Origin of the sequence: Xanthomonas sp. MUS 060, from assembly GCF_000963215.1 — a bacterium.
Taxonomy (GTDB): domain Bacteria; phylum Pseudomonadota; class Gammaproteobacteria; order Xanthomonadales; family Xanthomonadaceae; genus Xanthomonas_A.
Genome location: NZ_JZIM01000018.1, coordinates 25042 through 49440, shown reverse-complemented (window position 1 = coordinate 49440; position 24399 = coordinate 25042). Strand labels below are relative to the sequence as shown.

Here is a 24399-nt window from a genome sequence, read left to right as displayed (position 1 = left end):
CGCCACGATGCCGGTGAGGTCAGTCATCGTATCGATGCGCAGACGTTCCCCGGCGATTATGGGCGGATGGCGGCGGAAACCAATGCACTGGTGTCCTCGCACCTGGCGGTCAAGACCAAGCTGGCGCAGATCATGGGGCGCTATGCGATTGGCGATCTGAGTCAGGACATGGATCGCCTGCCCGGCGAGGAAGCGGTATTGAGCAAGACCATGGACGAGGTGAAGGCGAACCTGTCAGCGATGAATGGGCAGATCAAGCAATTGGCGCACTCGGCGGCGCATGGCGACTTCGCCGCGCGCGGTGATGCCGAGCGCTTCCAGTACGACTTCCGGTTGATGGTGGAGAGCCTCAATCAACTGATGTCCACGGCCGATCGATGGCAATCTACAGTCCTTGTCGGCGCTGCTGCAGGCGATTGCGGCGGGCGATCTGACCGCGCGCATGCATGGCGAGTTCCACGGTGTGTTCGCGCAAATGCGCGACGATGCCAATGCCACGGCCGAGCAACTGGCCAGTATCGTGGGGCGAATCAAGCAGTCGGGCAATCTACAGTCCTTGTCGGCGCTGCTGCAGGCGATTGCGGCGGGCGATCTGACCGCGCGCATGCATGGCGAGTTCCACGGTGTGTTCGCGCAAATGCGCGACGATGCCAATGCCACGGCCGAGCAACTGGCCAGTATCGTGGGGCGAATCAAGCAGTCGGCCGGTTCGATCAACGCCGCCGGCCGCCAGTGAAATCGCCACGGGTAACGATGACTTGTCGCAACGGACCGAGCAGCAGGCGGCGAGCCTGGAGGAAACGGCCGCTTCGATGGAAGAGCTGACCTCCACGGTGAAGCAGAACGCGGAGAATGCACGCCAAGCCAATCAACTTGCTGCCGGCGCCGCGTCGGTGGCCTCGCAAGGTGGTGCGGTGGTCGGTCAAGTGGTGCAGACCATGAGCGGCATCGAGGCGGCCTCGAAGAAGATTGCCGACATCATCAGCGTGATCGATGGCATCCAGTGAAATCGCCACGGGTAACGATGACTTGTCGCAACGGACCGAGCAGCAGGCGGCGAGCCTGGAGGAAACGGCCGCTTCGATGGAAGAGCTGACCTCCACGGTGAAGCAGAACGCGGAGAATGCACGCCAAGCCAATCAACTTGCTGCCGGCGCCGCGTCGGTGGCCTCGCAAGGTGGTGCGGTGGTCGGTCAAGTGGTGCAGACCATGAGCGGCATCGAGGNGCGGCGGGCGATCTGACCGCGCGCATGCATGGCGAGTTCCACGGTGTGTTCGCACAAATGCGCGACGATGCCAATGCCACGGCCGAGCAACTGGCCAGTATCGTGGGGCGAATCAAGCAGTCGGCCAGTTCGATCAACGCCGCCGCCAGTGAAATCGCCACGGGTAACGATGACTTGTCGCAACGGACCGAGCAGCAGGCGGCGAGCCTGGAGGAAACGGCCGCTTCGATGGAAGAGTTGACCTCCACGGTGAAGCAGAATGCCGAAAGCGCCCGCCAAGCCAACCAACTTGCTGTCGGCGCCGCGTCGGTGGCCTCGCAAGGCGGTGCGGTGGTCGATCAAGTGGTGCAGACCATGAGCGGCATCGAGGCGGCCTCGAAGAAGATTGCCGACATCATCAGCGTGATCGATGGCATCGCACGCATTCCAGACCAATATTCTGGCGCTCAACGCGGCGGTGGAAGCGGCGCGCGCCGGTGAGCAGGGACGTGGGTTTGCGGTGGTGGCGAGCGAAGTGCGGACGTTGGCGCAGCGTTCGGCGAATGCGGCCAAGGAGATCAAGGGGTTGATCGACGACTCGGTGACTCGCGTGGCGGAAGGTTCGCAGTTGGTGGATCAGGCGGGCAAGACGATGCAGGAGATCGTGTCCTCGGTGCAGCGCGTGACCGACATCATGGGCGAGATTTCTGCGGCTTCGCAGGAGCAGTCAGCGGGCATCGATTCCAGACCAATATTCTGGCGCTCAACGCGGCGGTGGAAGCGGCGCGCGCCGGTGAGCAGGGACGTGGGTTTGCGGTGGTGGCGAGCGAAGTGCGGACGTTGGCGCAGCGTTCGGCGAATGCGGCCAAGGAGATCAAGGGGTTGATCGACGACTCGGTGACTCGCGTGGCGGAAGGTTCGCAGTTGGTGGATCAGGCGGGCAAGACGATGCAGGAGATCGTGTCCTCGGTGCAGCGCGTGACCGACATCATGGGCGAGATTTCTGCGGCTTCGCAGGAGCAGTCAGCGGGCATCGAGCAGGCAGGTCAACCAGACGGTGACGCAGATGGACGAGAGTACGCAGCAGAACGCGGCGCTGGTGGAAGAAGCCACGGCTGCGGCGCGTTCGATGGAGCAGCAGGCGGTGGAGTTGAGCCAGGCGGTGGCGTTGTTCAAGCTCGATGCCTCTGCGGCGATGCCGCCGCGTCAGAGCAAGGCGGCGGTGGCGTCCGTGGTCAAGCCGGTCGTGGCCGCCACGCGACCAGGCGGTGGAGTTGAGCCAGGCGGTGGCGTTGTTCAAGCTCGATGCCTCTGCGGCGATGCCGCCGCGTCAGAGCAAGGCGGCGGTGGCGTCCGTGGTCAAGCCGGTCGTGGCCGCCACGCGACGCGAGCGAGCGGCCGGTTGCGGCGGTAGCGCTGGAGAAGGGTTGGCAGGAGTTCTAAGCCACGTCCTTGTGGAACGATGGCGCTGCTGCGCGGCGCCATCCAGCACGTTGTAACGGATTTCTCATGCGCTGTGCCTGCGGCGTCGCGGCGGTAGCTCCCCGTGCCGTGCGCGGTTGGCCGTGTCTGCAATCGGCATGACAGCGACGTTTGCTTTCCGGGCCTTGCCTCGTCGCTGACAACGCAAGGTGCGTTTGCCAGCGCAGCTCTCCGATTCGCTCTGCATTCTAGGCCACAGCTCGCACGTTGCCCCGGCGACGTTGTATCGTGTCATGGTTTGGCCTTCCGATTGCACGATGCCGCCTCCATCCACGCCTGTCCGTCCTGCCACTACCGTGCCCCTGCGCCATGCGTTGAGGCCGCGGCAATTGATCATGATGGGATTGGGCGGCGCGATCGGTGCCGGTCTGTTCCTCGGCTCCGGCGTTGGCGTGCATCTGGCCGGGCCGGCGGTGCTGATCTCCTATCTGGTCGCCGGTGCCCTGGTGATCATCGTGATGAATGCGCTCGGCGAAATGGCCGCAGCCAATCCGTCCAGTGGTGCGTTCTCGGTATATGCCGCCGACGCGATGGGCCCGACCATCGGTGCAACCGTGGGTTGGTTGTGGTGGCTGCAGTTGGTGATCGTGATTGCCGCTGAGGCGGTGGGCGCGGCTGGCTTGCTGGCGACGCTCTGCCCGGTGTCGGTCCCGCTGGTCGCACTCGGGTTCATGATCGTGCTCACCGCGATCAATTTGCTGGGTGTGCGCAACTTCGGCGAGTGCGAGTTCTGGTTTGCCATCCTCAAGGTGGCGGCGATCCTGGCCTTCATTCTGCTTGGCGTGGCGTTGTTGGCCGGTTGGTTGCCGGGAGTGGTCGCGCCGGGCTTGTCCAATATCACCGGCAACGGCGGATTTGCGCCCAGGGGCATCGCCGGTATCGCGGCGGCGTTGTTGGTCGTGGTGTTCGCCTTCGGTGGCACCGAAATCGTGGCGGTGGCGGCGGCCGAGACCGCTGACCCGGAGCGCAGTATCGCGCGGGCGATCCGCAACGTGGCTTGGCGGATCCTGGTGTTTTACATCGGCTCGCTGAGCGTCATCGTCGCGGTGGTGCCTTGGCAGAGCGCGGCGCTGGCATCGCCATTCGCCGCAGTGCTGCAGGTGGCCAGGATTCCCGGCGCGGCGACCGGCATGACCTTGATCGCGGTGATCGCGTTGTTGTCGGCGCTCAATGCCAATCTGTACGGCGCATCGCGGATGATCTTTTCGCTGGCCCAACGCGGCGAGGCGCCGCGTCTGCTGGCGCTCGCCAGTCGCCAGCAGGTACCGTGGCTGGCGGTACTGGTCAGTGTGTCGTTCGGGTTCGTCGCCGTGGTGCTGGAGCTGCTGTATCCCAACCGCGTATTGCCGGTGCTGCTCAACATCGTCGGTGCGACGTGCCTGCTGGTGTGGACGATTTCGCTGGTGTCGCAGCTGATTTTGCGCGTGCGTGCCGACCGTCGTGGTACGCGCTTGCCTTTCCGCATGCGCGGTTATCCGCTGCTGAGCGTGCTGGCGTTGGCGATTCTGGCGCTGATTTTCGTTCTGTTGGTGGCGTCGCCGGACACGCGCGGACAGTTTCTATCGATTGCGGCAATGACCGCGGCGATCGCCTTGGTCAGTGGTGTGGCGCGGCGGTGGCGCGCCCGCTAGGACGCGGCTCAGCTTAGGAGCAAGCGCGCACCCAGCGCGCATAGCAGTGCTGGCGGCATCACCAGTACGCCGAGTTTGAGAAAGCGCCAGAAGCCGACGTCCTCGCCCTCGCGACGGATCGCGGTCAGCCACAGGATGGTCGCCAGCGAGCCGGTGATCGACAGGTTCGGGCCAAGGTCCACCCCGATCAGCAGCGCATCCACCACCAGTTGCGGCGGCTGCGCCTGGGCCACGGTGGTGCTGGCGATCAGCCCGGCAGGCAGGTTGTTCATCAGGTTGGAGCCGAATGCCAGCAAGGTTCCGGCGATGCCGGCAGTGGCCTGCGGCGCGTGCGCGGCGGCGGCGCTCAGGTGCTGTGCGAGCAGGCCGATCACGCCGGTGCGCGATAGCGCTTCGACCAGGACGAACAGGCCCGCGACCAGTGGCAACACCGACCACGACACCGCTCGGACCATCGGCAGTGGTGACTGCCGCCCGCCCAGGCAGACCACGCCCAGTGTGGCCAGGCCGGCCAAACAGGTGGGCAGCCCCAGGTCCAGGCCCAGCGCGGAGACGCCCACCAATAGTGCGGCGGTGGCGAGAATGCCGATCAGTGCGAACGTGCCGCCACGGGTCAATGGCACGGTATCCACGCGCTCGGCGCAGCGCCCGGACAGGTCCTTGCGTTCGGCCCAGCGCAGCATGCAGAAGGTCACGCCGATTGCCAGCACCGATGGCAGCGCGAATGCGGACATCCAGGCGCCCAGGGTCGGCATCTGTCCGCCGTACATCACCAGATTGGCGGGGTTGGAGATCGGCAACACGAAGCTGCCCGCGTTGGCGATCAGCGCGCAGGCGAACAGCAGCGGCAGCGGCTTGGCTCCGGCCTTGCGGGCGGCGGCGTATACCGCCGGGGTCAGGACGACCGCAGTGGCATCGTTGGACAGAAATGCGGTGACGACGATGCCAACGCCGAATACAAGCGCGAACAGGCGTGGAGTCGCGCCACCGGCCAGGTTCACCGCGTGCATGGCGACCCAGTCGAACAGGCCTTCGGCGCGTGCGGTTTCCGACAGCAGCATCATGCCGATCAGGAACAGATACACGTCCATACCTTTGAGCACCGCCCGCCACGCTTCACCGCCTGGCATCAGCCCCAGCGCCATCAGCAGTAGCGCGCCACCGACCGCCCAGCACGCCTCGGGTAATTTGAACGGCCGCACGATCACTGCGGCGGTGGCCAGTGCGCAGATGCCCCAGGTGACCAGATGAGCGGTGTGCGTGTCGAGCATGTGCATCATGCCGCTGCCGCCGGATGCAGCACGCGCACGACGGCGTGGGTCGGCTGCACGATGGCACAGGCGAAGCGGGGACGTGTGGTGTCACTGGCGGCAGGCATGAGTGTGGTCGATGCAGGCAGCAATGGGGGCGGTAAGGATAGCAGTGGTCGGGGTGGGGCTTGGAGCAAGCGCTATTGGAAGTGCCGAGGTTGCGTGCATCGAGAGAGCCAGTGCATGCGCCATCGCATCGCATCGCGGCGTTTGCATGGTTGCCGATGCGGTGCGGTTCAGTCGTCGGTTGTGCTCTTTGTGCCGGTGTCAACGCGTTTTTGTGCGAACAGCCACTGCCACATCTTCGGATCGCGATAGGTGGCATCCCACGCGTTGTGATTGCCGTGCGGGTATTCGGTGTAGTGCACGTCGGCGTTGAGGTTATTGAACGCGCGAAAAATCTTGCGGTCGTCGTGAGGCAGCACCAGATCGTCCTGAGCGCCGTGGAAGATCCACACCGGGATGTGCTGCAGGCGTTGCGCCAGGGCCGTGTAGGGGTCGGATAGATAGGCCACTGGTGTGACCACCAGATATTCGCGATCTTCGTGCGGGGACAGAATCGCTCCGCAGATCGGCACCAATGCGGCGAAACGCTGTGGCTGCTGCAGCGCGATCTCCCAGGTGCCGTAACCGCCCATCGACATCCCGGTCAGGTAAGTGCGTTGCGGGTCGCCGTTGAATTCCGCGCTGGCCTCGTCCAACGCTTGCAGCGCCATGGTCGCATTGATGCCGTTCCACTCTTCGCCGTCGGGCACTTGCGGCAGCACCACCAATGCAGGGAAATCGCCCAGATGGCGGCGCAGATACGGCCCCAGGCCGGTGTCGACCTGATCGAGGTTATTGTTGCCGCGCTCGCCCGAGCCATGCAGGAACAACACGATGGGCATCAATCCTTGGCGATACGCCGGCGCTGGTACGAACACTTGGTAACGGTACACGCGCCCATCGAGGTTGAGCTGGCGGCTGACGAAATGGCCGGTGGCCGGATCGCTGGGCAAGCTACTGCATCCCACCATCGAGAGACACAGCACAAGCAGCAGCGCACGCACGGACATGATGGGATCTCGGATCGTAGGTTCGCAGTATCGTGGCCCTGGCATCCCAACGACAATCCACCGGCACGCGGCGGACATGCGCCAGTCAGGCGTGACTTACAACAGCATCAGGGTGGCCAGACCGAGGAAGCTGAGAAATCCCATCACGTCGGTCAGTGTGGTCAGGATCACGCCACCGGCTAGCGCCGGATCGAACCCCAGGCGTTTGAGCGTCAACGGCACCAGGACGCCGCCGAGCGCGGCGGTGAGCAGGTTGATGGTCAGCGCCGAGCCGATCACCAGCGACAGCAGCGGTTGCCCTAACCACACCAGCACGATCAGGCCCAGGCCGATGCCCAGTGCCAAGCCGTTGATCAGTGCCACCGAGAGTTCCTTGCGCAGCAGCACGATCACGTTGGACGCGCCGATCTGGCCCAACGCCAGGCCGCGCACCATCAGTGCCAGCACTTGGGTGCCGGCATTGCCGCCCATCCCGGCCACGATCGGCATCAATGCGGCCAGCGCCACTAGTTTGGCGATGGTGTGCTCGAATTGGCTGACCACGCTGGAGGCGATGAATGCGGTGCCGAGATTGATGGTCAGCCACAGCAAGCGCCGCCGGAACGCGCGTCGTACCGGGCTGAACAGATCCTCGTCTTCGTCCAGGCCGGCGGCGCTCATTGCCTGGTGCTCGGCCTGGTCGCGGATGATGTCGACCACGTCGTCGATGGTGATGCGACCGAGCAGGATGTTGTTGTCGTCCACGACCGGTGCGGAGATCCAGTCGTGGTCGGAGAACCGCCGTGCGACTTCGTCGGCGCTTGCGTTGACGTCGATGGCCGGTTGCTCGTCGTCGATCAGCCGGTTGATCGGGGTGGAGTCCTCGTGGGTGACCAATGCCGCCAGCGATACCCGTCCCAGGTACTGGTGACGGCGGCTCACCACGAATAAATGGTCGGTGTGGTCGGGCAGTTCGCCGCGCAGGCGCAGGTAGCGCAGCACCATGTCCAGGTTGACGTCGGCGCGCACCGTGACCACGTCCGGATTCATCAGGCGGCCGGCGCTGTTCTCGGGATAGGACAGCACCTGCTCCAGCCGTTCGCGGTTCTCGCGATCCATCGACTTGAGGACTTCGTCGATGACGGTGTCCGGCAGATCCTCGACCAGATTGGCCAGGTCGTCGATGTCGAGGTCTTCGACCGCGGCGACGATTTCGTCCGGGTCCATGTGCGCGAGCAGGTTCTCGCGGACTTCCTCACCGACGTGCAGCAACACCTCGCCATCGTCTTCCGGATCGACCAGGCCCCACACCACCTCACGCTTGCCCGGCGGCAGCGATTCCAACAGATTGCCGATCTCCGCTGGCGTCAGCGTATTGACCAGCCGGCGTACCGGGCCCAGGCGCCGGCTGTCCAACGCATCGCTGAGCAGGCGCAGTTGTCGCGCGGTCTTCTCGTGGCGGACGGCATCGGCCATGCGCTGCTCCCTCTGGTCGTGGTCGCGCGCCGAAGCAGCGCGGGCGGTCAGGTGTTCATGTCGACATTATCGCCTGCATCGTGCGGTGATGCGCGGCGTCAGTGGTCGCAGCAGCGAGTGGTTCGGGATTTTCGCCCGTGCGCGTCAGCGCTCTGCTACAAGCACACTCTCTGCGCCATTGCGTTGCGAGCAACGGCCTGGTGAGACCTGGACAACACAAACTTGGATGTCGGCAGGCGTTCGTAGCGACATCCAAATGCAGTGCGCGAAATACAGTCCACTCTTGTGCGATGACGCGAGCGCATCTGCCTAGCGCAGCGTGTAGGTGTCGCGAACGGCTCAGCCCAACCAGCGCTCGATGCCACGCCGATCCCGGGCGGCCAGCAGTTTCGCTGCACGGGCGCGCAGCGTTGCCAGGTCGCTGTCGCGGATCACCCGACGCACTTCCAGCAGCGTCGCCGGATGCAGGCTGAACTCGCGCAGTCCCAACGCCAGCAGCATTGGGGTCAGAGCCGGGTCGCCGGCAATTTCGCCGCATACGGCCACCGGCTTGGCGTGGGCCTGGCCGGTGGCGATGACCTGCGCGATCAGCCGCAGGACCGCCGGATGCAGTGGCGAGTACAGTTCGCCCAGTGCCTCGTTGTTGCGGTCGGCGGCCAGGAGATACTGCACCAGATCGTTGGTGCCGATCGACAGGAAGTCCACGGCGTCGATGAAGCTGTCCAGCGCGATCGCCGCCGCGGGCACCTCGATCATCGCGCCGAGTTGGACATGTTCGGCAATCGCGTGGCCGTCACGGCGCAACTGCGTGGCGATGCGCTTGAGGTGCCGGCGCATCGCCATGATTTCCTCGCGCGCGCCGATCATCGGCAGCAGCACACGCATCGGCCCGTAGGCGGAGGCGCGCAGGATCGCGCGCAACTGGGTGTTGGATATCCTGGGTCTGGCCAGCGACAGGCGCACGCCGCGCAGCCCCAACGCCGGGTTCTGTTCGTTGCTCAGGGTCAGGCCGGTGCGGTCGGCCTTGTCCGCGCCCAGATCCAGGGTGCGAATCGTCACCGGTCGTCCGCTCATGCCCAGCACCGCATCGCGGTAGGTGTGGAACTGCTCCTCCTCGTCCGGCAGCGCTTCGCGTTGCAGGAACAGGAACTCGGTGCGATACAGGCCCAGGCCGTCGACGCCGAGCGCATGCGCGCGGGCCACGTCCTCGCGCGATTCGGCGTTGGCCAGCAGCGTAATGTCCACGCCGTCGCGAGTGCGGCTTGGCTTGGAGCGCAGCTTGCCGAGGCCGCGCTGCAACTTGGCCTGCTCGCGCACACGCACGCGGTAGTTTTGCAGGTCCTGCGGAGTCGGATCCAGTAGCACCGCGCCCTGGGTGCCATCGATGATCAGGACGTCGCCGTCGTTGATTTTCTGTAGTGCGTCGGCGACGCCCACCACCAGGGGCAGGTGCAGGCTGCGCGCCAGAATCGCGCTGTGCGACAGGGTGCTGCCGGCACTGGTGACGATGCCGACCACACCTTGCGTCTGCAACTGCGCCAGTTCCGATGGGGCCACGTTTTCACAGACCAGGATCTCGCCGGCCAGGCCTTCGTTGTCCGGCTGGCGCTTGTGCAAGAACGCATGGATTCGCCCAATCACATGGTCCAGATCGTCCATGCGGCTTTTCAGATAGGCGTCTTCCATGTTGTCGAACACGGTCGCCAGGCGGTCGCGTTGCAAGCGCAGTGCATAGTCGGCGCTGTAGCGGCCGGTGCGGATCAACTCGTCCAGACCGAACAGCAGTTCGGGATCGTCGAGCAATAACGCGTGCAGGTCGAGGAATTCGCCGACTTCCTTGGCGAGCGCACCATGCAGACGCAGGCGCAGTCCGTGCATTTCTGCGCGTGCCGCATCCACGGCACGATGCAGGCGGTGGAGTTCGTCGGGAATTTGCGCCGCGTTGATACGCTGTTCGGCGACATCCAGCGCGTGCGGCAGGCGCACCCGTGCCCGGCCAAGTGCATTGCCGCGCGACGCGCCGTGACCGGCGATACGCATGCTCACCGCACGCGCCCATGGCGGCACCGCGTCGTCCTCTGCGGCCGCCTGCGGCGCATGTTTAGCTATCCTCGTCGAAGCGCCGCGCGAACAGGTCGATCGCGGCTTGGAGTGCTTCGGCCTCATCGGCGCCGTCTACCCGCACGGTCACCGGTGTGCCTTTTGAGGCAGCCAGCAGCATCACTCCCATGATGCTTTTGGCGTTGACCTCGCGTCCTTTGGCCGCCAGCGTGGCGTTGCAACGAAACGAAGAGAGCGTCTGCACCAGTTTGGCGGTTGCCCGGGCATGTAACCCCAGGCGGTTGGTCACCATGAGTTCGCGTTCAAGCATCGTCGATCACCACGCCGTTGCGCGAGCCGGCGGCAGCCGTTGCCGGCAGTTGCTCCAGGCTCTGTTCTGGATAGTTCATGATCCGCAGCAGCATCGGCAGACTGAGTGCGGAGACGCGTCGCACCGGGGTACCCAGCCGCGCCAAGCGTATCGCCAGATTGCTTGGGCTGGCACCGTATAAGTCGGTGAGCACCAGCACGCCATCGCCATCGTCGACCCGGCGTAGCGCTGCCGATGCCTTCGGTAACAGTGCGTCGAGGTCGGCATCCAATGGGACTTCGAAGGCTTCGGTCTTCAGCGGCAATTGCTGCAACAGTCCGGTCGCCACGCTCAACAGCGCCGCGCCGATGCCAGGATGAGTGATGAGGAGAATGCCACAGGCCATGGGTCAACGTTAACAGGTCGGGCAGGGGGCAGGGAATGGGCGTTTGACGCCCCAATGGGTGCTGCTGATTCGAAGAATGGTTGCGATGTATGCCTGCTTGGGGGCCGACATGGTCTGGTCATTGCCTCAATCAAGTGGTGGCGATGCTGTAAACGCGATGCGCGCGCTCGCAGTCAGAGTGGTCAACAAAACGTCGCCAGTCGCTGTCGGGTGGGTGCGGACAGCGCGGCGTTGCTGCATTCAATCCTGTTCGCGATGAAAGGTCGCCACTTCCTGCCAGCCCTGCTCGCGGGCGTGTCGGGCCATGCGTTCGGCCAGGTACACCGAGCGGTGCTTGCCACCGGTGCAGCCGAAGGCGATGGTGACGTAGCTGCGGGTATCGTTACGTAGCCGTGGTAGCCAGGTGTCGAGGAAGTCGATCAACTGTGCGGTATAGCGCTGCACTTCCGGCTGGGCGTCCAGGTAGTCGCGCACAGCGCCGTCGCGGCCGCCCAGCGGACGCAGTTCCGGATCCCAGTGCGGATTGGGCAGCATGCGCGCGTCGAAGACGAAGTCGGCCTCGACCGGCACACCGCGCTTGTAGGCAAAGGATTCGAACAGTAAAGAGAGGGTGTTTTCGGCGGCAAGCGCGAATTCGGTGGTCACGCGCCTGCGTAGCTGATGGACGTTGAGCGTGCTGGTGTCGATCACCGCATCGGCTTCGTGGCGCAACGGCATGGTCAGCCCGCGCTCGCGCTCGATCGCTTCCGGCAGCGACAGGCCCTGGTGCGAGAGCGGATGGCGCCGACGCGTATCGGCATAGCGCTTGATCAACGCGTCGTCGTTGGCGTCGAAAAACAGCAGCCGCGCGTCCAGGCCGAACTGCGCCACCACTTCGCGCCAGCGCGGGAATTGGGTGAGGTCACTGTGGCGGTTGCGCACATCGATGCCGACAGCGAGCTTGCTGGGGCCGCCATCTTCGCGCACCAGGCTCTTGACGAAAGCCGGCAGCAATTCCACCGGCAGGTTGTCCACGCAGTAGTAGTCCAGGTCCTCGAAGGTTTTCAGCGCCACCGATTTGCCGGAGCCGGACAGGCCGCTGACGACCACCAGGGTGGAGGTGTTCGCCATGGTATTCATGGGCCGCGTCGCTCCAGCATATTGCTATGGCGTGCGATGAACATCGCTGCGGGGTCGATACCCTTGGTGCGCAGGATGTGCAGGCGCGTGGCGGCTTCGGTCAGGACCGCCAGGTTACGGCCTGGCATCACCGGCAGGGTGATCAGTGGGACGTCCAGGTCCAGGACGTGGCGGGTTCCCGAATCGCCGGTGAGGCGTTCGTAGCCATGGGGGGTGGGTTCGGTCATGGGGCGGGTCAGATGCACGATCAAGCGAAGATACTTGTTCTTCTTGACAGCCGTGTCGCCGAACATGTCGCGTACATTCAGCACGCCCAGCCCGCGGACTTCCAGCAGGTCCTGCAGCAGTTCCGGACAGGTGCCGTCGAGTACATCCGGGGCGATCTGAGTGAACTCGGGGGCGTCGTCGGCAACCAGACGGTGGCCGCGACTGAGCAATTCCAGCGCCAGTTCGCTCTTGCCCGAGCCTGCATCGCCGGTGATCAAGACGCCGATCGAATAGATCTCCATGAACACGCCGTGCAGGATGATGCGTGGCGCCAGCGTGCGCGCCAAGTGGTAGGAGAGGTGATTGAGCAACTCATGGCCACGTTTGGGCGAGACCCACAGCGGGGTGTCGGACTCTTCGGCGGCTGCCCGTAGATCTTCCGGGCACGACTGGTTCTTGGTGATGACCAGCGCCAGTGGCCGGACATCGACGATTTTCTCGATGGTCTCCCAGCGCTGGCGTGCGTCCAACGAATCCAGCCATGCCAGTTCTTCGCTACCGAGAATCTGGACTTTGTTGGGATAGATGGTGTTGAGATAGCCAGCCAGGGACGGGCGTCGAGAGACTGTGTTGCCCGCCTCCAGGATGCGGTGTTCGCCCTTGTGGCCAGCCAGCCAGCGCAGGCCGAGCCGGTCGCGCTGTTGATCGAACAGTTCGCGGGCGTCGATGCTGGTGTTCATGCGGCGCGGGTCTGGGTGTCGTCACCCTGCCGCGAGTAAGCCGCGGTGGTATTGGGTGCGTGGCGGAGTGTCCGGTTGGCATGATCGATGCCGCATGGTCGATCGTGCGGCGATTTCGCCATCCATTGCTGGGGATCGTGTGTTCGCACCGTCATGGCGACGCTCTGATCGACCGGCGTGCGGCAGTCATCGGAATTGATCGATTGCCGCCACCGCACGAGGCATCCAGACGCCGAGTATGGCCGTGGGTGAAGGCCAAGCCATGTGTGCTGGCGGTGCTGCCGTGCCGTGTTTTCTTGCTCAGGCGGGAGACGGTGTGCAACAAGATGGTGCGACCAGCGACCGACAGCGCCTGGGTGCTGTCGGTCGCGATCAGATCGGTCAAAGGGCATGGCGGCGCACTATCTGCGAGGAGTCAGGCGAGATTGTCGCGTACCTCGGCCGCATGGTGGTCCTGTTTCTTTTCTTTGTGCTTGATGATCAAGCGGTCGAGCTTGTCGGCGAGCAGGTCGATCGCCGCGTACATGGTCTGCGCTGTGGCGTCGGCGTGCAGGGTGCGACCGGGGACGTTGATCGTGGCTTCGACGTGATGGTCGGGCTTGCGCAGCGCCAATTGGGCGCGGACCTCGATGGTTTCTTCGTAGTGTCGCTTCAGCCGTTGCAGCTTGGTCTCCACGTATTCGCGCAGGGCGGGGGTGACTTCAATCTGGTGGCCGTAGGTCTCGATACGCATCGGATACTCCTTGGTTCGGGATTCACCTATGAACGATTGCCGCCGTTAGCCGATACGCACGCGTTCGTGGGAGGCGGGAATGTTCATGGCCTCACGATACTTGGCCACGGTGCGGCGCGCTACCGGTACGCCGGTATTTTTCAGCAGGTCGGCCAGCTTGGCGTCAGAAAGCGGCTTGCGTGGGTTCTCCGCCTCGATCAGACGCCGGATCATCGCTTGAATGGCGGTGCTCGATGCCTCCCCGCCACTGCCGGTGTCGATGCCGGAGGCGAAGAAGGCGCGTAGCGGGATGGTGCCACGCGGTGTGCGCACGTATTTGCGGGCAATGGCACGGGAGATGGTGCTTTCGTGCAGACCCAGCTCGCCGGCGATCTCGCGCAGGGTCAGCGGACGCAGGGCTTGTTCGCCGAATTCCAGGAAACCGGCTTGTTGTCGCAGTAAGCAGCGGGTCACCTTGAGCAGGGTCTCGCCACGGGCCTCCACGCTCTTGAGCAGCCAGCGCGCTTCCTGCAATTGTCCGCGCAGGTAGCCGGCGTCGCTTTCGCCACATTGGCGGATCAGCCGTTCGTAGCCGCGATGGATGGTGACCTTGGGTTGGGCGTGTGCGGACAGGGCCGCGTGCCAGACCCCGCGTTGGCGCCAGACGATACAGTCGGGCACGACATAGGTGTCGCTACCGAGTTCGCCGATCTGTTTGCCTGGACGTGGGTCCAGCGAGCGCAGCAACGCGACTGCCGTGTCCACGTCCGCAACCGGGTGTTTGAGCGCGTGAGCCAGGCCGGCGATGCCGCTGCGCGGGAGTTTTTCCAATGATCCGTTGACGATCGTGCGCGCCAGTTCCAGTCCGGGAGTGGCCTTGGGCAGCATGTCCAGTTGCAGGGTCAGGCATTCCTCCAGGCTGCGCGCGGCGATGCCGGTCGGGTCGAAGCGCTGGATTTGGTGCAGCACGGTGAGGATTTCGTCCTCGTCGGCGATGATGTTCGGGCGCAGTGTGTCGGCGATCGCAGCCAGCGGCTCACGCAGGTAGCCGTCGCTGTCGAGCGCGTCGATCAACGCGACACCGATACTGCGGTCGCGTGCGGACAGGGGCGAGAGGTGCAATTGCCACAGCAGATGATCGATCAACGTTTCCGGCTCAGCCACGCGTTCGGCGAGGCTGCCCGTGTCGTCGTCGTCGAACCCACCGCCGCTGCCGTGACTCCAGGCCGGGTCGGTTGCTGTCCAGTCTTCTCCGCTGTCGGCCGGCGACGTTTCGTCATGGGCGTCGCCGGCAGGAGCGAGGGTGTCGCGATCGGCAGCGGTGCTGCTCGCCTCGCGACCATCGCCGCGCTCGAACGTGAGGCCGGCGTCCTCGGACCACTCCAGCAGCGGGTTACTCTCCACCGCTGCGGCGATTTCCACCTCCAGCTCGGCGCTGGACATCTGCAATAGCTTGATCGCCTGGCGCAACTGCGGCGTCATGACCAGATGCTGTCCCAGCGATGTCTGCAGCCGTGCTTTCATGCGTGTGCTCAGCGCGGAAAGAGCGTAAAAGGAGGCGCGCTCAGAGCCGGAAGGTTTCTCCGAGGTACACGCGGCGCACGTCGCTGTTGGCCAACAGGGCCTCCGGTGCTCCCTGCGCCAGCACGCCGCCTTCGTTGAGAATATAGGCCCGGTCGCAGATTCCCAGGGTTTCGCGCACGTTGTGGTCGGTGATCAGCACGCCGATGCCGCGTTGTTTGAGGTGGGTCACGATGCGTTGGATCTCGCCGACCGAGATCGGGTCGACGCCGGCAAAGGGTTCGTCGAGCAGCATCATTCGCGGTTTGGCCGCCAGCGCGCGGGCGATCTCGCAGCGGCGGCGTTCGCCACCGGACAGGCTGGCACCGAGTTGCTCGGCGACGTGGCCGATCTGCAGTTCGTCCAGCAGCGAGAGCAGTTCGCGTTCCTGTCCGGCTTCGTCGAGATCCTCGCGCAATTCCAGTACCAGGCGGATGTTGTCGGCGACGCTGAGCTTGCGGAACACCGATGGCTCCTGTGGCAAGTAGCCGACGCCGAGTTTGGCGCGTTTGTACATCGGCAGCGCGGTGATATCGCTGCCGTCGAGCACGATACGCCCGGCATCGGCCTCGACCAGGCCGACGATCATGTAGAAACAGGTGGTCTTGCCGGCACCGTTGGGGCCGAGCAGGCCGACCACTTCGCCCGCGTCCAGGGTCAGGCCGAAATCGCGCACCACTTCACGCTGCTTGTAACGCTTGCGCAGGCCCTCGGCGAGTAGCATCACTGGCCTCCTTGCTTGGCGGACTTGGTGGGTGTCGTCGCGGGTTTGGTCGCGGCGGCGGGTTTGGCGCCGTTTGCCGGTGGGCTGGCCGCCGCGGCGTTCTTCGGTTGGATCACCGTATGCACGCGGGTGCCGTCGCCGCCGCCCTGCATGTCGCCGGTCTTGGTGTTGTAGACCATGCGTTGGCCGGCGTTGGTGCCTTTCGGCGAGGTCATTTTGTAGTTGCCGGTCAGAATCACGCTGTCGTTGGTGACGGTGTAGTCGATGGTGTCGGCGATGCCATTGACCATGGAGCCATCGTCCATTTCCTGCTTGAACGTTGCCTGTTTGCCGTTGAGCAGCACGCGATCGATTTGGCCGTTCTTGCGGAAGATGTCGGCGGTATCGGCATGCGCTTCCAGCGTTCCCTGCACAATGACCACATGGCCGGAAAAGCGGCACTTGCCGTTGTCGTCGGTCAGATTGCAGTTGTTGGAGTCGGAGTTGACGTCTACTAGCTGATTGCGGTCGGTCGACTTGGCCAGCGCGATGGCGGGAAACAGCAACGCGAGCAGCGCGAGCTTAGCGGGCAGCATTCGGTTCATAACGGGTCTTGACCTGTGAAAGGAGCTTGTACTGCCGGGATTTCAAATCGACTTCCAGGCCGACGCCGGTCTGCATCATACCGGGCCGCGCCATGGTGACGGGTGCGGTGGTGCGGGCGCTGTTGGTTTGCGGGAAGACGTCCAGACTCTGGGTGCGGAAGGTGGTGGGCGGGATGCTGGGGACTTTGGGGCTGTCGCCAGCGACGTCGCCGCGCAGGCGCAGTTCCTTGCCGTCGGCGCTGACCCAGCCGGTCTTGCTGCGCATTTCCCAATGCTGGTCGTTGGCGTCCGGGAGCAGGAACAACGGGGTGACGATCGATAGCGTCTGGTCGGCACGGCTGCGTTCCATCTCCGGTGCGCGTAGGGTCATCGCTTCCTTGCCTTGCTTGTTCAGGCTGACGATCTCGAAATCGCGGGCGATATAGTCAGAACGTGCCTCGGCTGTGGTGGCCAGGGTTGGCCTGCTGCGCTGGTTCCAGGCCGACCAGCCACTGATGACCGCAGTGACCAGGAGGATGCTGCCGAGGGTGCGGCGCCAGTTCATGCGCCATGCTCCTGCAGCAGCGAGGGAAGGTGGCCTTGCGCAGCGAGTAGCACGTCGCACAGTTCGCGTGCTGCGCCTTCGCCGCCGCGGGCACGGGTGATCCAGTGCGCGTGCTCGGCGGTCCACGGATGCGCGTTGGCCGGGGCGACCGCCAGACCGACCGCGCGCAGCGCGATCACGTCGGGCAAGTCATCGCCCATGAAGCAGACCTGCTCCAGGCTCAGTCCGCGTTCTGCGCACAGTGCCTGCACGCCGGCACGCTTGTCCTTGACCCCGATCTGCACCCGCAGGCCCAGCTCCTGGCCGCGCTTCTCTGCGGCCAAACTGTGGCGTGCGGTGATCAGCGCGACTTCGATCCCGTGCTTGCGCAATTGCACCAGACCCTGGCCGTCCAGCACGTGGAAGGCTTTGCTTTCGTTGCCGTCGCGGTCGTAGTACAGGCGGCCGTCGGTGAGCGTGCCATCCACATCGAAGCACGCCAGACGGATGCGCGCGGCGCGATCGATCAGGTCGGCGGAGAGGTCGGCCAGCGGGGAGTAGGGCATGAGGGCGATATCGGGGCGAGGAGGCTGGGTTTCCAGCGGCTGGATCTCAAGGAATCTGGTTCCGGACGGAAGGTGAATGGCTTCAGCCTGTTAAACCACTCGAGCGCGCAACAGGTCGTGAATGTTGAGCGCACCGACTGCGTGGCCGGCTGCATCGACCACGATCAGGCCGTTGATCTGGTGGGTTTCCATCATCCGCGCGGCCTCGGCGGCAAGCTGGTCGGTGCCGATCGTGCGCGGTTGCCGGGTCATCACCTCGGCGATACGGGTTTGGCGCACGTCCAGCGCGCTGTCCAGAGCGCGGCGTAGATCGCCATCGGTAAACAGTCCCAGCAGGCGATCATCGGCATCGACCACGGCGGTCATGCCCAGACGCTTGCGGCTCATCTCCACCAGTGCCTCGCTGAGGCTGGCGTCTTCGCGCACCTTCGGCAGTTCTTCGCCGCTGTGCATGATGTCGGTGATGTGCAGCAGCAAGCGCCGGCCAAGGCTGCCGGCCGGGTGCGAGCGGGCGAAGTCATCGGCGGTAAAACCGCGCGCATCCAGCAGCGCGACTGCCAGCGCATCGCCCAAGGCCAGCGAGGCGGTCGTGCTCGAGGTCGGCGCCAGGTCGAGCGGGCAAGCCTCGGCCGGCACGCTCACATCCAGGTGCAGATCCGCTTCGCGTGCCAGGGTGGACTGGGCGCGGCCGGTCATCGCGATCACCGCATTGCCCTGGCGCTTGAGCACCGGCAACAGCATCAGGATCTCGTCCGATTCGCCGGAATAGGACAACGCCAGAACGACGTCGGCGTCGGTGATCATGCCCAGGTCGCCATGCCCGGCTTCCCCGGGGTGAACGAAGAACGCGGGGGTTCCGGTCGAGGCGAGGGTGGCGGCGATCTTGCGCGCCACGTGTCCGGACTTACCCATGCCGGTGGCGACCACGCGGCCGTGCGAGGCCAGGATCAGCTGGCACGCGGCGGCGAAGGCGGCACCGATGCGGCCACCCACCGCCGCCAGCGCGGCTTGTTCGATCTCGACCACGCGGCGACCGCTGGCGATCAGGCCAACATCGCCGTGCGCGGTGGGAGACAGGGTCGATACATCCATGCGGGTGCCGGTCGGAGGGTAGAATGAACGCCCATTTTAGGAGGAAAGCCCGGTGGACGCCGAAACCATCCGTAAACTGATCCAGGCGGGCCTGCCAGACGCGCACGTGCAGGTGCACGGCGACGACGGCGTGCACTTCGAGGCCACCGTGGTCAGCGCGGCCTTCGCAGGCAAACTGCCGCTGGCGCGTCACCGCATGGTCTATGCCACATTGGGCCAATTGATGGGGGGCGCCATCCACGCGCTGGCGCTGACCACGCTGACCCCCGAGCAGGCTGAGCATCCGGCGCGTTGAGCGACCGTCTATCGCATTTTCATTTTCTCCATTTTCCACGAGACCCATGGCCAAAATCGTAGTGACCGGCGGCAATGCCCTGCACGGTGAAGTGAATATTTCCGGCGCCAAGAACGCGGTGCTGCCGATTCTGTGTGCGACCCTGCTGGCCGATGCGCCGGTGGAGATCACCAACGTGCCGCAATTGCACGATGTGATCACCACGGTGAAATTGCTCGGCGAATTGGGCGCGGAAGTCACTATCGATGAAGGCGCGTTGGCGCGTGGCAGTGCGATCACCGTGGATCCGCGCAAGGTCAATCAACACGTCGCGCCCTATGAATTGGTGCGCACCATGCGGGCTTCGATTCTGGTGCTTGGCCCCTTGCTGGCCAAGTTCGGCGAGGCGGAAGTCTCGCTGCCCGGCGGCTGTGCGATTGGTTCGCGGCCGGTGGATCAACACATCAAGGGATTGCAGGCGCTGGGCGCGGACATCAGCGTCGAGAATGGCTATATCAAGGCCAGCAGCCATGGTCGGCTCAAGGGCGGGCGCTATGTGTTTGATATGGTCAGCGTCACCGGCACCGAGAACGTGCTGATGGCCGCAACCCTGGCCGAGGGCACCACGGTGCTGGAGAATGCGGCGATGGAGCCGGAGGTCAGCGACCTGGCCGATTGTCTGATCGCGCTTGGTGCCCGCATCGAAGGTGCCGGTACATCGCGGATCGTCGTGCAGGGCGTGGAGCGCTTGTCCGGCGGCCGTCACGCGGTGTTGCCCGATCGCATCGAGACCGGCACGTTTCTGGTGGCCGCGGCGATGACCGGTGGCAGCGTCACCGTGCGCCGTGCGCGCGCCGACACGCTCGATGCGGTGCTCGACAAGCTCACCGAGGCCGGCGCCAGCATCGAGACTGGCGTGGACTTCATCCGCCTGGACATGCACGGCAAGCGTCCGCGTGCGGTCAACCTCACCACTGCGCCGTATCCGGCTTTCCCGACCGACATGCAAGCGCAGTTCATGGCGCTCAACTGCGTGGCCGATGGTGTCGGCGTCATCAATGAGACGATCTTCGAGAACCGTTTCATGCACGTCAACGAGTTGCTGCGCCTGGGCGCGGACATTCAGATCGAAGGGCATACCGCGATCGTGCGCGGCAGCGAGCGGCTCAGTGGCGCCCCGGTGATGGCGACCGATCTGCGTGCATCGGCCTCGCTGATTCTGGCTGGCCTGGTCGCCGACGGCGACACCACCATCGACCGGATCTACCACCTGGATCGGGGGTACGAAAACATCGAGGAAAAGCTGGGGGCGCTGGGTGCGTCGATCCGGCGGGTCGCATGATCCTCAGTGGCCGCTTCAGCCGTCGCCGCAAGTTGTTGCTGGCGATCATGGCGCTACTGCTGGCGTGGGTCGGCTATGCCTGGTATGCAGGGATCGCCATCACCCAGGGCATCGAAAACCGCGCGCATCCAGCAGCGCGACTGCCAGCGCATCGCCCAAGGCCAGCGAGGCGGTCGTGCTCGAGGTCGGCGCCAGGTCGAGCGGGCAAGCCTCGGCCGGCACGCTCACATCCAGGTGCAGATCCGCTTCGCGTGCCAGGGTGGACTGGGCGCGGCCGGTCATCGCGATCACCGCATTGCCCTGGCGCTTGAGCACCGGCAACAGCATCAGGATCTCGTCCGATTCGCCGGAATAGGACAACGCCAGAACGACGTCGGCGTCGGTGATCATGCCCAGGTCGCCATGCCCGGCTTCCCCGGGGTGAACGAAGAACGCGGGGGTTCCGGTCGAGGCGAGGGTGGCGGCGATCTTGCGCGCCACGTGTCCGGACTTACCCATGCCGGTGGCGACCACGCGGCCGTGCGAGGCCAGGATCAGCTGGCACGCGGCGGCGAAGGCGGCACCGATGCGGCCACCCACCGCCGCCAGCGCGGCTTGTTCGATCTCGACCACGCGGCGACCGCTGGCGATCAGGCCAACATCGCCGTGCGCGGTGGGAGACAGGGTCGATACATCCATGCGGGTGCCGGTCGGAGGGTAGAATGAACGCCCATTTTAGGAGGAAAGCCCGGTGGACGCCGAAACCATCCGTAAACTGATCCAGGCGGGCCTGCCAGACGCGCACGTGCAGGTGCACGGCGACGACGGCGTGCACTTCGAGGCCACCGTGGTCAGCGCGGCCTTCGCAGGCAAACTGCCGCTGGCGCGTCACCGCATGGTCTATGCCACATTGGGCCAATTGATGGGGGGCGCCATCCACGCGCTGGCGCTGACCACGCTGACCCCCGAGCAGGCTGAGCATCCGGCGCGTTGAGCGACCGTCTATCGCATTTTCATTTTCTCCATTTTCCACGAGACCCATGGCCAAAATCGTAGTGACCGGCGGCAATGCCCTGCACGGTGAAGTGAATATTTCCGGCGCCAAGAACGCGGTGCTGCCGATTCTGTGTGCGACCCTGCTGGCCGATGCGCCGGTGGAGATCACCAACGTGCCGCAATTGCACGATGTGATCACCACGGTGAAATTGCTCGGCGAATTGGGCGCGGAAGTCACTATCGATGAAGGCGCGTTGGCGCGTGGCAGTGCGATCACCGTGGATCCGCGCAAGGTCAATCAACACGTCGCGCCCTATGAATTGGTGCGCACCATGCGGGCTTCGATTCTGGTGCTTGGCCCCTTGCTGGCCAAGTTCGGCGAGGCGGAAGTCTCGCTGCCCGGCGGCTGTGCGATTGGTTCGCGGCCGGTGGATCAACACATCAAGGGATTGCAGGCGCTGGGCGCGGACATCAGCGTCGAGAATGGCTATATCAAGGCCAGCAGCCATGGTCGGCTCAAGGGCGGGCGCTATGTGTTTGATATGGTCAGCGTCACCGGCACCGAGAACGTGCTGATGGCCGCAACCCTGGCCGAGGGCACCACGGTGCTGGAGAATGCGGCGATGGAGCCGGAGGTCAGCGACCTGGCCGATTGTCTGATCGCGCTTGGTGCCCGCATCGAAGGTGCCGGTACATCGCGGATCGTCGTGCAGGGCGTGGAGCGCTTGTCCGGCGGCCGTCACGCGGTGTTGCCCGATCGCATCGAGACCGGCACGTTTCTGGTGGCCGCGGCGATGACCGGTGGCAGCGTCACCGTGCGCCGTGCGCGCGCCGACACGCTCGATGCGGTGCTCGACAAGCTCACCGAGGCCGGCGCCAGCATCGAGACTGGCGTGGACTTCATCCGCCTGGACATGCACGGCAAGCGTCCGCGTGCGGTCAACCTCACCACTGCGCCGTATCCGGCTTTCCCGACCGACATGCAAGCGCAGTTCATGGCGCTCAACTGCGTGGCCGATGGTGTCGGCGTCATCAATGAGACGATCTTCGAGAACCGTTTCATGCACGTCAACGAGTTGCTGCGCCTGGGCGCGGACATTCAGATCGAAGGGCATACCGCGATCGTGCGCGGCAGCGAGCGGCTCAGTGGCGCCCCGGTGATGGCGACCGATCTGCGTGCATCGGCCTCGCTGATTCTGGCTGGCCTGGTCGCCGACGGCGACACCACCATCGACCGGATCTACCACCTGGATCGGGGGTACGAAAACATCGAGGAAAAGCTGGGGGCGCTGGGTGCGTCGATCCGGCGGGTCGCATGATCCTCAGTGGCCGCTTCAGCCGTCGCCGCAAGTTGTTGCTGGCGATCATGGCGCTACTGCTGGCGTGGGTCGGCTATGCCTGGTATGCAGGGATCGCCATCACCCAGGGCATCGAAGAGAGCGCGACATGGATTGGAATGGTGATGGTCATGTCAGTCGCGAGGAAATCTGGCAGGCGTTCTACGCTGTCGGCGTGACTAAAACCCAGCAGGGCGCACGCCAGTGCAGCACGTTCTATTGGCGTAGCAGCGGTGCGCAGATTCGGGTGGATTGCCGTACCAGCTTCGCGCCGGTGGGCAATGGGGACGCAAAGAAGACACCATAAGCGATGCCATCATCACCTTGGTGTCGCCAGCGCATCGCGCTAGCGGGTGTGGCGTGGTCTTGTCGCTGCAGTGGGGAGGAACAAGGCAGGCCGTGCAGCCCGCCTTGTTCATGACGCCTTCTATTCAGTTGAGTGACTTCATGACCAGAAGCACTGTTTGTTTGCCGTTTTCGATTTGCTGAATCCGTACCGGAGCTGGTGCGTCGGGCACGATCCATGCCAGGGTCTGCTTCGTACCGTCAGCGTTTGTATAGCTGACTTTGGTCGCATTCTCGGTCTTGCCGTTGAAGCTGACCGCTTCCGTGTCGATCACCTGATAGGTCGTCTGTTCAGCTCTACCCAGATCCACGATGTGGTAACTCAGAGGATTGCCCGCGTTGACGTCACTGACGACCGCCAGATTGATCAGCAGCGGACTCAGGTCGCCAGCCGTCAGCGCCACTGGGCCGGTTTGATCGGAGGTGACGTTGCCAGACCAGGTCGCTTGCAGGCTGTTCCAGTCGTAGTTGCCAAGCACTTCGGTCTTATTGAGCAAGGTCTTCAATACATTGTCGGTGGTGAGCGGGCGCAAATGGCCAGTGGTTGTATCGAATACAGTGGTCTGGTTGAGTTCTGCCAGCAAACTTTTGACATCTAAATTATAGACCCACTGATTAGAGCCGCCCTGCGTCAGGGTCATTGTGGCATTGGCTTGCGTGCCCATGTAATTGGCTTGATATTTAGCTTGGAAGGGTTGGATTGCCATAGCCGACAAGCTTGCCATGCTCAACACCGCTGCGGCGATGGCGGAGAGAGAACGTGAGATGCATGTCATGTTTAGATTCCTCGGTGCATTGATTAAGACAGATCGATACGGTCATCGGCTGTATTCATGCGTGTAGCCTGCACGCCGATGTCGGTACACCATTAACGAGCTGCATAGAGTTTTTTCCGCCGCCAATCAATCAGTGAGATGCATGACAAGTCGCGTATTAAATATTATGAATTAACATTTAATTGGTGAAATGCCATTTTGGCGGCAGGGTGAAAATGCTATCGGGACATTCTGATGTCAACTTAATTTTTTGTAAAAAAAATATAAAACTTTTCGAAAAGTGATGGTGCGCATTTTTATTTTCTGATGGCGATGCAATCTGTGTTCAGTAACCGCGCATGGCTGACTTAATTCGCCTTGGCTCCTGGCATTCGTTGCCTGATGGAGACAGGGTGATGAATAAAGAAATCTTTGAAGAGCATCTCATCGGGCTCGATAACCCGATGGGTCGGTGCGTGGACCTTTATGAAAGGTATGCCGTGTTCGTCCGCTGCAGCGTGATGGCCAGCGCAGCGTCACGCCGCTGTCGCTGACGATCACCGGCCCATGCGAGTCGCTTGTAAGGATTGGTTAAGAGCGACGAACGACATTGTTGCGCCGCCGTCTAGTGGTCTGTCATCAATCGCCCG

22 protein-coding genes and 6 pseudogenes are annotated in these 24399 nt (G+C 64.0%); 11 read left to right on the top strand and 17 right to left on the bottom strand.

Annotated elements, in window-relative coordinates:
• From XANALMUS060_RS21310 to XANALMUS060_RS14105, 4 genes and pseudogenes are all read left to right on the top strand, one after another.
• Positions 1–818: pseudogene (locus XANALMUS060_RS21310) on the top strand (hypothetical protein); the annotation flags it as partial.
• Between the two features lie 135 nt (positions 819–953).
• Positions 954–1553, top strand: a pseudogene (locus XANALMUS060_RS23075) (hypothetical protein); the annotation flags it as partial.
• 82 nt (positions 1554–1635) lie between these two features.
• Positions 1636–2391: pseudogene (locus XANALMUS060_RS23070) on the top strand (methyl-accepting chemotaxis protein); the annotation flags it as partial.
• Between the two features lie 553 nt (positions 2392–2944).
• Positions 2945–4318, top strand: coding sequence for an amino acid permease (locus XANALMUS060_RS14105; protein WP_045738970.1), 1374 nt, complete (start codon positions 2945–2947; stop codon positions 4316–4318).
• Between the two features lie 8 nt (positions 4319–4326).
• Here the strand turns inward: XANALMUS060_RS14105 and XANALMUS060_RS14100 are convergent, their stop codons facing one another.
• The 15 genes from XANALMUS060_RS14100 to XANALMUS060_RS14025 all read right to left on the bottom strand — a co-directional run bounded on the left by XANALMUS060_RS14100 (position 4327) and on the right by XANALMUS060_RS14025 (position 18721).
• Positions 4327–5589: an arsenic transporter gene (locus tag XANALMUS060_RS14100; protein WP_200894056.1), complete on the bottom strand. Its 1263-nt coding sequence runs from the start codon at positions 5587–5589 to the stop codon at positions 4327–4329.
• 275 nt (positions 5590–5864) lie between these two features.
• Complete coding sequence (locus tag XANALMUS060_RS14095) at positions 5865–6683, bottom strand: prolyl oligopeptidase family serine peptidase (protein ID WP_045738968.1); 819 nt, start codon at positions 6681–6683, stop codon at positions 5865–5867.
• A 96-nt stretch (positions 6684–6779) separates the two neighbouring features.
• The gene (gene mgtE, locus XANALMUS060_RS14090) at positions 6780–8138 is read right to left on the bottom strand and encodes a magnesium transporter (RefSeq protein WP_045728002.1); all 1359 of its coding nucleotides are present in this window, start codon (positions 8136–8138) and stop codon (positions 6780–6782) included.
• A 339-nt stretch (positions 8139–8477) separates the two neighbouring features.
• Entirely contained in the window at positions 8478–10184 is a 1707-nt protein-coding gene (gene ptsP / locus XANALMUS060_RS14085) for a phosphoenolpyruvate--protein phosphotransferase (protein ID WP_045738979.1), read from the bottom strand.
• A 55-nt stretch (positions 10185–10239) separates the two neighbouring features.
• The gene (locus XANALMUS060_RS14080; protein WP_045738967.1) at positions 10240–10509 is read right to left on the bottom strand and encodes an HPr family phosphocarrier protein; all 270 of its coding nucleotides are present in this window, start codon (positions 10507–10509) and stop codon (positions 10240–10242) included.
• Positions 10502–10894 carry a PTS fructose IIA component family protein gene (locus XANALMUS060_RS14075; RefSeq protein ID WP_045738966.1) on the bottom strand — a complete coding sequence of 131 codons (393 nt, stop codon included), beginning with the start codon at positions 10892–10894 and terminating at the stop codon, positions 10502–10504. Before XANALMUS060_RS14075 ends, XANALMUS060_RS14080 begins: the two co-directional genes overlap by 8 nt.
• Before the next feature lie 240 nt (positions 10895–11134).
• Positions 11135–12013 (bottom strand): RNase adapter RapZ, encoded by an 879-nt coding sequence (rapZ, locus tag XANALMUS060_RS14070; RefSeq protein WP_045727999.1) that lies wholly within the window; start codon positions 12011–12013, stop codon positions 11135–11137.
• Complete coding sequence (gene hprK, locus XANALMUS060_RS14065) at positions 12010–12960, bottom strand: HPr(Ser) kinase/phosphatase (RefSeq protein WP_045738965.1); 951 nt, start codon at positions 12958–12960, stop codon at positions 12010–12012. The genes rapZ and hprK overlap by 4 nt, the downstream gene beginning before the upstream one ends.
• Positions 12961–13375: 415 nt before the next feature.
• Positions 13376–13693: a ribosome-associated translation inhibitor RaiA gene (gene raiA, locus XANALMUS060_RS14055; RefSeq protein ID WP_045727996.1), complete on the bottom strand. Its 318-nt coding sequence runs from the start codon at positions 13691–13693 to the stop codon at positions 13376–13378.
• Between the two features lie 45 nt (positions 13694–13738).
• Positions 13739–15196 (bottom strand): RNA polymerase factor sigma-54, encoded by a 1458-nt coding sequence (locus XANALMUS060_RS14050; protein WP_045738963.1) that lies wholly within the window; start codon positions 15194–15196, stop codon positions 13739–13741.
• 40 nt (positions 15197–15236) lie between these two features.
• A complete protein-coding gene (gene lptB, locus XANALMUS060_RS14045; RefSeq protein ID WP_045738962.1) occupies positions 15237–15956 on the bottom strand; it encodes an LPS export ABC transporter ATP-binding protein in 720 nt (239 codons plus the stop codon).
• Positions 15956–16540: a lipopolysaccharide transport periplasmic protein LptA gene (gene lptA / locus XANALMUS060_RS14040; protein WP_045738961.1), complete on the bottom strand. Its 585-nt coding sequence runs from the start codon at positions 16538–16540 to the stop codon at positions 15956–15958. Before lptA ends, lptB begins: the two co-directional genes overlap by 1 nt.
• Positions 16518–17084 carry an LPS export ABC transporter periplasmic protein LptC gene (gene lptC / locus XANALMUS060_RS14035; RefSeq protein ID WP_045738960.1) on the bottom strand — a complete coding sequence of 189 codons (567 nt, stop codon included), beginning with the start codon at positions 17082–17084 and terminating at the stop codon, positions 16518–16520. Before lptC ends, lptA begins: the two co-directional genes overlap by 23 nt.
• On the bottom strand, positions 17081–17629 hold the full coding sequence (locus XANALMUS060_RS14030) for an HAD hydrolase family protein (protein ID WP_045738959.1): 549 nt from the start codon (positions 17627–17629) through the stop codon (positions 17081–17083). The genes lptC and XANALMUS060_RS14030 overlap by 4 nt, the downstream gene beginning before the upstream one ends.
• A 90-nt stretch (positions 17630–17719) precedes the next feature.
• A complete protein-coding gene (locus tag XANALMUS060_RS14025) occupies positions 17720–18721 on the bottom strand; it encodes a KpsF/GutQ family sugar-phosphate isomerase (RefSeq protein WP_045738958.1) in 1002 nt (333 codons plus the stop codon).
• Positions 18722–18773: 52 nt separating this feature from the next.
• Here XANALMUS060_RS14025 and XANALMUS060_RS14020 point away from each other — a divergent pair, with 52 nt between their 5' ends.
• The 3 genes and pseudogenes from XANALMUS060_RS14020 to XANALMUS060_RS22150 all read left to right on the top strand — a co-directional run.
• The gene (locus XANALMUS060_RS14020) at positions 18774–19016 is read left to right on the top strand and encodes a BolA/IbaG family iron-sulfur metabolism protein (protein ID WP_045738957.1); all 243 of its coding nucleotides are present in this window, start codon (positions 18774–18776) and stop codon (positions 19014–19016) included.
• Between the two features lie 46 nt (positions 19017–19062).
• Positions 19063–20337: a UDP-N-acetylglucosamine 1-carboxyvinyltransferase gene (gene murA, locus XANALMUS060_RS14015; RefSeq protein WP_045738956.1), complete on the top strand. Its 1275-nt coding sequence runs from the start codon at positions 19063–19065 to the stop codon at positions 20335–20337.
• Positions 20334–20453 (top strand): annotated as a pseudogene (locus XANALMUS060_RS22150) (EF-hand domain-containing protein); the annotation flags it as partial. The gene murA (XANALMUS060_RS14015) and the pseudogene XANALMUS060_RS22150, both read left to right, overlap by 4 nt.
• Here the strand turns inward: XANALMUS060_RS22150 and XANALMUS060_RS14010 are convergent.
• Positions 20452–21015, bottom strand: a pseudogene (locus XANALMUS060_RS14010) (KpsF/GutQ family sugar-phosphate isomerase); the annotation flags it as partial. The pseudogenes XANALMUS060_RS22150 and XANALMUS060_RS14010 overlap by 2 nt on opposite strands.
• Positions 21016–21067: 52 nt before the next feature.
• On the opposite strand from XANALMUS060_RS14010, the gene XANALMUS060_RS14005 reads away from it, so the two are divergent.
• The 3 genes and pseudogenes from XANALMUS060_RS14005 to XANALMUS060_RS13995 all read left to right on the top strand — a co-directional run bounded on the left by XANALMUS060_RS14005 (position 21068) and on the right by XANALMUS060_RS13995 (position 22956).
• Positions 21068–21310: a BolA/IbaG family iron-sulfur metabolism protein gene (locus tag XANALMUS060_RS14005; RefSeq protein WP_045738957.1), complete on the top strand. Its 243-nt coding sequence runs from the start codon at positions 21068–21070 to the stop codon at positions 21308–21310.
• A gap of 46 nt (positions 21311–21356) precedes the next feature.
• Positions 21357–22631, top strand: a complete 1275-nt coding sequence (gene murA / locus XANALMUS060_RS14000) for a UDP-N-acetylglucosamine 1-carboxyvinyltransferase (RefSeq protein WP_045738956.1) — start codon at positions 21357–21359, stop codon at positions 22629–22631.
• A pseudogene (locus tag XANALMUS060_RS13995) lies at positions 22628–22956 on the top strand (EF-hand domain-containing protein). Before murA (XANALMUS060_RS14000) ends, XANALMUS060_RS13995 begins: the two are co-directional and overlap by 4 nt.
• Positions 22957–23080: 124 nt before the next feature.
• Here the strand turns inward: XANALMUS060_RS13995 and XANALMUS060_RS13990 are convergent.
• A complete protein-coding gene (locus XANALMUS060_RS13990; RefSeq protein WP_045738955.1) occupies positions 23081–23770 on the bottom strand; it encodes a DUF3108 domain-containing protein in 690 nt (229 codons plus the stop codon).
• A gap of 395 nt (positions 23771–24165) precedes the next feature.
• On the opposite strand from XANALMUS060_RS13990, the gene XANALMUS060_RS20610 reads away from it, so the two are divergent.
• Positions 24166–24303, top strand: a complete 138-nt coding sequence (locus XANALMUS060_RS20610; RefSeq protein ID WP_161795426.1) for a hypothetical protein — start codon at positions 24166–24168, stop codon at positions 24301–24303.
• Positions 24304–24399 lie beyond the last annotated feature (96 nt).